The organism is Streptomyces mangrovisoli, assembly GCF_000974985.2.
Lineage (GTDB): Bacteria > Actinomycetota > Actinomycetes > Streptomycetales > Streptomycetaceae > Streptomyces > Streptomyces mangrovisoli.
In genome coordinates, this window is sequence record NZ_LAVA02000115.1 from 24,950 (window position 1) to 33,633 (window position 8,684).

Below are 8,684 nucleotides of genomic sequence, written 5' to 3' on the forward strand. Positions count from 1 at the left end.
CTGTTCACCGGAATCACGGACCAGGCCTCCGCGGGCGTCCGTCTCCGGACTGTCTACGCGCGTCACCCGCACCACCGCATCACCCCGCCCCACCCGCACCGCCATGCGTCGTCACCCGCACCGCCATGCACCCTCACTCGTCCCGCCACCCATGCACATCCCCGGAGGGATTCCGTTGCCGAGCAAGTCTTCCGCGCGTCTCGCCGCGCTCACCGTCGCCGCCGTGTGCTCCGCGGCGTCCACCGTCGCCCTGACCTCGCCCGCCCACGCGGCCTCCGTGCGCATCCACGACATCCAGGGCACCACGCGGACCTCTCCGTACGCCGGCCAGAAGGTCACGGACGTGCCCGGCATCGTCACCGGCGTGCGCACCTACGGTTCCTCCAAGGGCTTCTGGATCCAGGACCCGACGCCGGACGCCGACCCGGCCACCAGCGAGGGCGTCTTCGTCTTCACCAGCTCCACCCCGACGGTCGCGGTCGGCGACTCGGTCACGGTCGCCGGCACGGTCTCGGAGTACGTGCCCGGCGGCGCCTCCACCGGCAACCAGTCGGTCACGGAGATCGGCAAGCCGACCGTGACGGTCGTCTCCAGCGGCAACGCGGTCCCCGCCCCGACCGTCATCGACTCCCGTTCGGTGCCCGCGGCCTACACCCCGGCGGGCGACACCGCCGCCGCGGGCTCGATCAATGCGCTGACGCTCCGCCCGGCCGCGTACGCCCTGGACTACTACGAGTCCCTCGAGGGCATGAACGTCCAGGTCTCCGACACCCGCGTGACGACCGCCACCGACCCCTACGCCGAGCTGTGGGTCACCGTGAAGCCCCGGGAGAACCGCACTGCCCGCGGCGGCTCGCTCTACGGCTCCTACGACGCGCAGAACACCGGCCGGATCCAGATCCAGTCCCTGGGCGCGACCGCGGACTTCCCCGTCGCGAACGTCGGCGACACCCTGGCGGGCACCACCGCCGGCCCCTTCGACTACAACTCGTACGGCGGCTACACCGTCGTGGCCAACACCCTGGGCACCCTGCGCGGCGGCGGCCTCCAGCGGGAGACCACGCGCAAGCAGGCGCGCGACGAGCTGGCCGTGGCCACCTACAACGTCGAGAACCTCGACCCGTCCGACGCCACGTTCGCGGCGCACGCCTCCGCGATCGTGAACAACCTCAAGTCGCCCGACATCGTGTCCCTGGAGGAGATCCAGGACAACGACGGCGCCACCGACGACGGGGTCGTCGACGCGAGCGTGACGGTGAACAAGCTGATCGACGCGATCGTCGCGGCGGGCGGCCCGCGCTACGACTGGCGCTCCATCGACCCCGTGAACGACCAGGACGGCGGCGAGCCCGGCGGCAACATCCGCCAGGTGTTCCTGTTCAACCCGGAGCGGGTGTCCTTCACCGACCGGGCGGGCGGCGACTCCACCACCGCCGTGGGCGTCACCAAGGTGCACGGCAAGGCGCAGCTCACCGCCTCCCCCGGCCGCGTCGAGCCGGCCGACTCGGCGTGGTCGGCCAGCCGCAAGCCGCTGGCCGGCGAGTTCGTCTTCCGCGGCAGGACGGTCTTCGTGATCGCCAACCACCTGAACTCCAAGGGCGGCGACCAGGGTCTGACCGCGCAGTACCAGCCGCCGACGCGCAGCTCGGAGACCCAGCGGCACGCGCAGGCGACGCTGGTCAACGCGTTCGTCAAGGACATCCTGGCGGTCCAGAAGAACGCCGACGTCATCGCTCTCGGCGACATGAACGACTTCGAGTTCTCCGACACCGCGAAGCTTCTCGAGGGCGACGGCGAGCTGTGGTCGGCGATCAAGTCGCTGCCCAGGAACGAGCGTTACACCTACGACTACCAGGGCAACGAGCAGGTCCTCGACCAGATCCTGATCAGCCCGGACATCCGTCGCGACTGCTTCGCCTACGACTCCGTGCACATCAACTCGGAGTTCAGCGACCAGATCAGCGACCACGACCCGCAGGTGCTGCGCTTCCGGCCGTAGGTCCGGGGCCCGGCGAACGCCGCCGGGGCCGCCCGTCGCCGGCGTGCTGGCCGGGCGGCCCCCGCCCGTCTCCGGCGTGGGCCGCTCCCGTCAGGCGTAGGCCCCGTCCAACCACTCCTGCCACGCGGCCCCGTTCTCCTTGGCGTCGGCGTCCGGGGCGAAGTCGTGGACGCTGATCCCGAGCGGCGCGCCCCAGTGACCCCGTCCGAAGAACCGGACGAGGGCGTCGTCGGTGCGCAGCCCGATGAAATACGCGTCACGGTGGTCGAGTACGGCCTCGACGGGCCGCCCGTGCGGTCCGCGGACCGTGACCCGCTCCCCCACGGCCGTCTCGGCGGTCAGGCCGAGGGCGCGGGCGGCGGGCTCCAGGCCCTCCGGGACGGCGGACGCGGCGGGCCCGTCGACCGTGGCGAAGGCGACCGGGCGGGGCGCGAAGTGGACCAGGTACTCGCGCAGGGTGTGCAGATAGAAGTCGGTGTGCCGGCTCGCCCCGTCGTACTGGTTGTCCCAGTCGTCGGTGAAGATGCCGCTGTGCACGTAGCGCACCCAGGCGCGGCCGCCGTCGCGCGGCTCGACGGTGTGCTCCAGCTGGTTGGCGCTCTGCGTCGGGAAGCCGACGTCCTCGCTGCGGATGGTCAGATGGTGCGGCGGGTCCCACGCCGTGACCGTGGAGCCGAAGGCGGCCGCGCCGCCCACCCGGGGCTCCGGCGGCTGCATCGGCCACAGATAGCCGCCCGTCCCCTCGGTGATCGCCGTCCACACCTCCTCCGGCGTGGCGTCGACCTCGAACTCGCGGACGATCTCGAATTCCTTGTCCTGTGCCATGGTTCGGGCTCCTCGACTGCGCTCACCGCTCGGTGAGTTCGGGGTTCTCGGGTCCGGCGTCCGACGGTCCGGGCTCCGGGGACTTCAGCGTGGGGTGGACGGCGACGACGATCCGGTGCTCGCGCCCGCCGGCGGCCCCGGGGGCGTCGTACTTGTTGATCAGGGCGGTGACCCCCGCGGTCAACTCGGTGACGAAAGCGGCCCGTTCGGCGGCCGAGGCGAACGTCACCTCGCCGTCCAGGGCGAAGGTGGCGAGCGGCTTGCGGGCCTTGGTGGCGCCGGTGATCAACGAGCCCACGTCCCGGACCAGTCGGGCACCCAGGGCCAGCAGCCAGCGGGCGGAGAACTGGTCGCGGAAGCGGTCCGGGTCGGGCTGGACGGAGGCGAGGGCGAGCGGCGAGATGACGTACGACGCCGCGGTCGCACGCATCAGCCGCTCGGTGACGTTGCCCTTGCGCCGCTCCCCGGCCAGCTCCACCAGGCCGTGCCGCTCCAGCGCCTTGAGGTGGTAGTTCACCTTCTGCCGGGGCAGGCCGACCTTGCCGGCCAGCATGGCGGCCGACGCGGGGCCGCCCGCGAGCTCGGCGAGCAGCCTGGCCCGTATGGGATCCAGTGAAACGGCTGCCGCCTCGGCGTCCTCGATCACGGTCACGTCCAACATGCCTCCACCTTCTCACCGAACAATTTTCTTGTCCAGACGGACAGAATGTTCGGCCCGGTCCGGAGGCGGGAGGCGGGGGCATTCCGCCGGATGTCCGACCGCGGGTCGGTGGGGCTCGTTCGCGCAGTTCCCCGCGCCCCTGAAGGTGCGGCCGGGCCCCATTCCCGAGGGGCGCGGGGAACTGCGCGAACGGCCTCCACCGGCCCGCACGCGACGAAGACCCCCCTTGCGAAGCAATGCTTATCGATACGCCGTAGAAAATTTAAGTGGAGCTGTACGGTTGTCGCGCCGAGACTACGTCCATGACGAACGCCGACCCCTCACTCCCGCCCTTCGGCCGGGCCCTCTGCGCGATGGTCACCCCGTTCACCGAGGCGGGCGCGCTCGACCTCGACGGTGCCGCACTCCTCGCCGACCGCCTGGTGCGCGAGGGCTGCGACGGCCTCGTGCTGAACGGCACCACGGGCGAGTCGCCGACCACCACGGACGCCGAGAAGTCCGCGCTGGTCCGCGCCGTGCGTGCGGCGGTCGGTGACCGGGCGCGCCTGGTCACCGGCGTCGGCTCGGCCGACACCCGGCACACGGTCGAACTCGCCCTGGCCGCCGGGGAGTCGGGCGCCGACGGGGTGCTCATCGTGACGCCGTACTACAGCAGGCCGCCGCAGGACGCGCTGGAGGCGCACTTCACCGAGGTCGCCGACGCCTGCGAACTGCCGGTCATGCTCTACGACATCCCCGGCCGCACCGGCACCCGTATCGAGCCCGGCACGATGATCCGGCTCGCCGCGCACCCCCGGATCGTGGCCGTGAAGGACTGCTCCTACGACCTCCTCGGCACCCAGAAGGTGCTCGCGCAAACGGGGTTGGCGTACTACGCGGGCTGCGACGAGCACGCGCTCGCGCTGTACGCGGTCGGCGGCGCCGGGTATGTGAGCACGGTCGCGAACGTCGTACCGGGACTCATGCGGTCCGTGCTGGACGCGTTCGACGCGGGCGACACGGCTCGGGCCGCGCGGCTGATGCGGCGGGCCGTGCCGCTGATCGAGGCGGTGATGGACGCGGGCCTGCCCGGCACGGTCACCGCGAAGGCGCTGCTGGCCGGGCTCGGGCTGCCGGCGGGCCCGGTCCGCGCACCGCTGCGGCCCGCCGACCGGGAGACGGCCGACGGGCTGCGGGCGGTGCTGGCGGGGGTCACGGGCGAACCCGCGGCCGTCTGACGGGCCCGCTCAGCGGTCGGCGAAGATGGGCTGCCAGCGCCCGGCCGCGCCGTCGTTGCCCTTGCGGAAGCCGCTGAGCGGCACCTCCTTGTCGCTGCCGATGGTCACCAGCACCAGCCGCTGGTGGAACTCGTTCTTCTCCCCCTTGGTGAGATCCCAGGCGATCAGGGACTTGTCACTCGCCCAGGCGAGCAGCTGCTGGCCGTGGATCTCGGTCTTCGGCTTCCCGGTGACCGGGTCCAGGAGCCACGAGGAGGTGTGCCACTTCTTGCCCGCGAAGTCCCCGGCGAGCTTGGTGCCGTCGGGCGAGAGGCCCGCGAGCACGTACCAGGACCGGTGCGCCTCGGACGCGGGCGCCTCGACCGGCCTGCCGTGGACGTCGTAGAACCCGATCCAGGGGGCGGTGGACGTCGCGGTCATGATCGAGCCGCCGCTCTGGCTGAAGGCGAAGTCCTGACGCGTGTTGACGGGTTCGGCGTCGGGATCGTCACTCGTCGTGTCCACCGCGGCCCAGGAACCCTTGCCCGAGGCCGCGTCGAGGACGTAGAAGCCGGTGCGCGAGCAGGGCACCTCCCGGAAGGCGTTGCCGCTCTTGTCCTCCTGGTAGAACCGGTCGGGGTTGTCGCCGTACGTCGTCGCGACGATCTTCGTGCCGTCGGGCGAGAACGCGAGCCCACCGACCGGATGGTCGACCGGGATCCAGCGCTTGATCTTTCCGCTGGCGAGGTCGAGCAGGCCGATCCGGCGCACCGGCAGGTGCTGTTCCAGGACCGCTGCGGTGTGCAGGCCCGGGGCCACCGCGACCCACGACCAGCGGGTGGTCTTCTCGTAACGGCCGCTCTTCGGGTCGAGCAGCCAGTAGGTCCGCGTGCTGACGCCGTCGTGCGCGTTCGAGAAGACGGACTTCGAGGTGTAGTAGGCGGCCAGCGCGGTCCGGCCGGCCGCGACGAGTTCGGTCGGCGGCGACTGCTTGGGATGCGCGGAGACGGTGTGGGAGTCGACCACGCCCGAGGGCCGTACGTCGTGCCCGCCGGAGGTCAGCCGCGGCACCCCGACCGCGACGGTGATCACCGCCGCGGCGGCGCCCGCCACGGACGCGATACGGCGGTTGCGGCGGCGTCTGCGTACGGTCAGCACCCGGTCGGCCAGGCCGGCGCCGGGCGGCGGCTGTTCGTCGGCCTGCTCGCGCAGCGCCGCGCGCACCAGTTCCTCGACGTTCACGGCCGTACCTCCACGGGCGAGTAGTCACGGGGCGACGGCCGTTCACCCGCGGCCGGGTCGAGCGCGGCGAGTTCGGGTGCGAGGGTGCGCAGCCGGGCCAGCGAGCGGTGGGTGGTGGACCGCACGGTCCCCACCGAGCAGCCGAGGAGCCGGGCCACGTCGGCCTCCGGCAGGTCCTCGAAGTAGCGCAGCACCAGCACGGTGCGCTGGCGCGCGGTGAGCCGGGACAGCGCCTGCCGCATGAGAAGGCGCAGGTCGGCGGCGGCCGCCGTGTCGGTGCCCGGTGGCCCGGTCTCGGGCGGTTCGGCGACGCTGACCTCGCTCCGCCGCCACTTCAGCCGCCAGCGGCTGACCTGCTGGCGGTAGAGCACCTGCCGTACGTACGCCTCGGGTTCCTCGATGCGGTGCCAGCGGCCGGCGGCCTTGGCCAGGGCGCCCTGCAACAGGTCCTCGCCCGCGTGCCGGTCGCCACCGCTGAGCAGCACGGCGGTCCTCAGCAGGGCGGCGGACCGACCGGCCACGAAGTGTCTGAAGCTTTCCAGTCCTTCGGCATCCATCGTCACCTTCTCTTCTCCGGCGGTCCCCGTGTCCCGCCCCTGTGTCTGCTGTGACGCGCGCGGACGCCTGCCGCTATGCCTGTCCGGCGGGAAAACTCCAGGAGTATCGCGGATGCCGCTGCCGTACGGTGAGCGGGTGCGCGACGAGAGCCGGGCAGGACCGGCGGACCCCACCCCTCCCCTGCTCTTCCTGGACGTCGACGGGCCGCTGAACCCGTACGCGGCGCAGGCCCAGCGGCGTCCGGAGGGCTACACCACGATCCGGGTGACGCTGCATCCCGACCGCCCGCTGCGGGTCTGGCTGAACCCGTCGCACGGCGCGGCGCTGCTCGGCCTCGGCTACGAGCTGTGCTGGGCGACCACCTGGATGGCCGCCGCCAACGAGCACATCGCCCCGGTGATCGGGCTGCCCGAGCTGCCCTGGGTCGACTTCGGCACTTCCCTGTTCGCCGAGCGCCCCGACGGGGTCCACTGGAAGACGGAGGCGATCCTGCGGTACGCCGCCGGGCGCGCGTTCGCCTGGGTCGACGACGAGCAGTCGCCCGCGGACCACGCCCATGTCGCCGCCCACCACCCGGCGCCCGCCCTGCTCCATCACGTGGACCCGCGGATCGGGCTGCGCGAGGACGACTTCACGGCCCTGGCGGAGTTCGCGGCGGCGCAGACGGAGTGAGCGGGACCGTCGCGCGCGGCGGGAGCGGAGGCCCGTACGCGGAGAGCGCCCGGTCCGGGTGACGGACGGGGCGCTCCCTGTCGTGCGACATACGACATACGACGTGCGACGTGCGACGTGACGTCGGCAGGTGACGTGACGTCAGTTGTGGCTGTGCAGAACCTCGTTCAGGCCGCCCCAGACCGCGTTGTTGGGGCGGGCCTCGACCGCGCCGGTGACCGAGTTGCGGCGGAAGAGGATGTTGGAGGCGCCGGACAGCTCGCGGGCCTTGACGATCTGGCCGTCGGGCAGGGAGACCCGGGTGCCCGCGGTGACGTAGAGGCCGGCCTCGACCACGCACTCGTCGCCGAGCGCGATACCGACGCCCGCCTCGGCGCCGATCAGGCAGCGCTCGCCGATGGAGATGATCACGTTGCCGCCGCCGGAGAGCGTGCCCATCGTGGAGGCGCCGCCGCCGATGTCGGAGCCGTTGCCGACGACGACACCCGCGGAGATGCGGCCCTCGACCATGGAGGTGCCGAGCGTGCCCGCGTTGAAGTTGACGAAGCCCTCGTGCATCACCGTGGTGCCCTCGGCGAGGTGGGCACCGAGCCGGACCCGGTCGGCGTCGGCGATGCGCACGCCCTTGGGGGCCACGTAGTCCGTCATCCGCGGGAACTTGTCGACCGAGGTGACCTGGAGGTGCAGGCCCTCGGCGCGGGCGTTCAGGCGCACCTTCTCCAGGTCGTCCACGGCGACCGGGCCGAGCGAGGTCCAGGCGACGTTGGCGAGGAAGCCGAACTGCCCGTCGAGGCTCAGGCCGTGCGGCTTGACCAGGCGGTGCGAGAGCAGGTGCAGACGGAGGTAGACGTCGTGGGCGTCGACGGGCTTCTCGTCGATCGAGGCGATGACCGTACGGACCGCGACGACCTCGACGTTGCGGCGGGTGTCCGGGCCGATCGCGGCGGCGGCGCCCTCGCCGAGCAGCTCCACGGCGCGCTCGGCGGAGAGCGTCTCGGTGCCGGAGGGGCCGGGCTCGGCGACCAGTTCGGGCGCGGGGAACCAGGTGTCGAGGACGGTGCCGTCGGCGGCGATCGTGGCAAGCCCGGCGGCCGCGGCGCCGGTGGGACGAGGTGCGTTCTTCTCGGTCATGAGGGCAACCTAACTCCCCCGGGGCCGCCCGGGCGAACCGCGTCTCATGTGCCGGTCGAGGACACCCCCGCCCGGCCCCGCCACCGCACGCGTCCGCGCCCGGCACGGACAGCCGACGCCCGCCCGGCACGGAGACCCGACGACACGCTCACCCGGCGACGCACGCTGACCCGACGGCCGGCCCACAGCTGCCCGGCCCTCGGCCCCCGGCCCCCGGCCGCCGGCTGCGGGCCCAGGCCCCGGCCCGCGGCCCCCAGCCCCCAGCCCCCAGCCCCAGGCTGCCCGCTCCCGCCCAGCCCCCGACGTCACCCCGCCGTCGCCCCCGCCCCCGCCCCCGCCAGCACCCGCCGCAGCGTCTCGCGGGCGAACGGTTCGTCGTACGGGGTGCCCGTCAGCAGGG

At 72.8% G+C, this 8,684-nt stretch carries 8 protein-coding genes; 3 read left to right on the forward strand and 5 right to left on the reverse strand.

All coding sequences use genetic code 11. The annotated features are described in order from the left end of the window. Positions 1-175: 175 nt before the first annotated feature. Complete coding sequence (locus tag WN71_RS35835; protein WP_046592082.1) at positions 176-1,999, forward strand: endonuclease/exonuclease/phosphatase family protein; 1,824 nt, start codon at positions 176-178, stop codon at positions 1,997-1,999. Positions 2,000-2,089: 90 nt separating this feature from the next. Here the strand turns inward: WN71_RS35835 and WN71_RS35840 are convergent, their stop codons facing one another. Both WN71_RS35840 and WN71_RS35845 read right to left on the reverse strand, forming a co-directional pair. Next, positions 2,090-2,824 (reverse strand): SRPBCC family protein, encoded by a 735-nt coding sequence (locus WN71_RS35840; RefSeq protein WP_046592081.1) that lies wholly within the window; start codon positions 2,822-2,824, stop codon positions 2,090-2,092. A gap of 22 nt (positions 2,825-2,846) precedes the next feature. After that, positions 2,847-3,485, reverse strand: coding sequence for an ArsR/SmtB family transcription factor (locus tag WN71_RS35845; RefSeq protein ID WP_046592080.1), 639 nt, complete (start codon positions 3,483-3,485; stop codon positions 2,847-2,849). Positions 3,486-3,787: 302 nt separating this feature from the next. On the opposite strand from WN71_RS35845, the gene dapA reads away from it, so the two are divergent. After that, positions 3,788-4,702 (forward strand): 4-hydroxy-tetrahydrodipicolinate synthase, encoded by a 915-nt coding sequence (gene dapA / locus WN71_RS35850; protein ID WP_046592079.1) that lies wholly within the window; start codon positions 3,788-3,790, stop codon positions 4,700-4,702. Positions 4,703-4,711: 9 nt separating this feature from the next. Here the strand turns inward: dapA and WN71_RS35855 are convergent, their stop codons facing one another. Together WN71_RS35855 and WN71_RS35860 are read right to left on the reverse strand one after the other, a co-directional pair. Beyond that, positions 4,712-5,923: a YncE family protein gene (locus WN71_RS35855; protein WP_046592078.1), complete on the reverse strand. Its 1,212-nt coding sequence runs from the start codon at positions 5,921-5,923 to the stop codon at positions 4,712-4,714. Then, on the reverse strand, positions 5,920-6,480 hold the full coding sequence (locus WN71_RS35860; RefSeq protein WP_046592077.1) for a SigE family RNA polymerase sigma factor: 561 nt from the start codon (positions 6,478-6,480) through the stop codon (positions 5,920-5,922). The genes WN71_RS35855 and WN71_RS35860 overlap by 4 nt, the downstream gene beginning before the upstream one ends. Positions 6,481-6,592: 112 nt before the next feature. Here WN71_RS35860 and WN71_RS35865 point away from each other — a divergent pair, with 112 nt between their 5' ends. After that, the gene (locus tag WN71_RS35865; RefSeq protein ID WP_167382994.1) at positions 6,593-7,153 is read left to right on the forward strand and encodes an HAD domain-containing protein; all 561 of its coding nucleotides are present in this window, start codon (positions 6,593-6,595) and stop codon (positions 7,151-7,153) included. A 141-nt stretch (positions 7,154-7,294) separates the two neighbouring features. Here WN71_RS35865 and dapD read toward each other — a convergent pair whose 3' ends face one another. After that, positions 7,295-8,284 (reverse strand): 2,3,4,5-tetrahydropyridine-2,6-dicarboxylate N-succinyltransferase, encoded by a 990-nt coding sequence (gene dapD, locus WN71_RS35870; RefSeq protein ID WP_046592076.1) that lies wholly within the window; start codon positions 8,282-8,284, stop codon positions 7,295-7,297. Between the last annotated feature and the right edge of the window lie 400 nt (positions 8,285-8,684).

Excerpts from the sequence above, each read along its gene's own strand:
- WN71_RS35840 (WP_046592081.1), bottom strand. The coding sequence starts at position 2,824 with ATGGCACAGGACAAGGAATTCGAGATCGTCCGCGAGTTCGAGGTCGAC.
- WN71_RS35845 (WP_046592080.1), bottom strand. The coding sequence starts at position 3,485 with ATGTTGGACGTGACCGTGATCGAGGACGCCGAGGCGGCAGCCGTTTCA.
- dapA (WP_046592079.1), top strand. The coding sequence starts at position 3,788 with ATGACGAACGCCGACCCCTCACTCCCGCCCTTCGGCCGGGCCCTCTGC.
- WN71_RS35860 (WP_046592077.1), bottom strand. The coding sequence starts at position 6,480 with ATGGATGCCGAAGGACTGGAAAGCTTCAGACACTTCGTGGCCGGTCGG.
- WN71_RS35865 (WP_167382994.1), top strand. The coding sequence starts at position 6,593 with ATGCCGCTGCCGTACGGTGAGCGGGTGCGCGACGAGAGCCGGGCAGGA.
- dapD (WP_046592076.1), bottom strand. The coding sequence starts at position 8,284 with ATGACCGAGAAGAACGCACCTCGTCCCACCGGCGCCGCGGCCGCCGGG.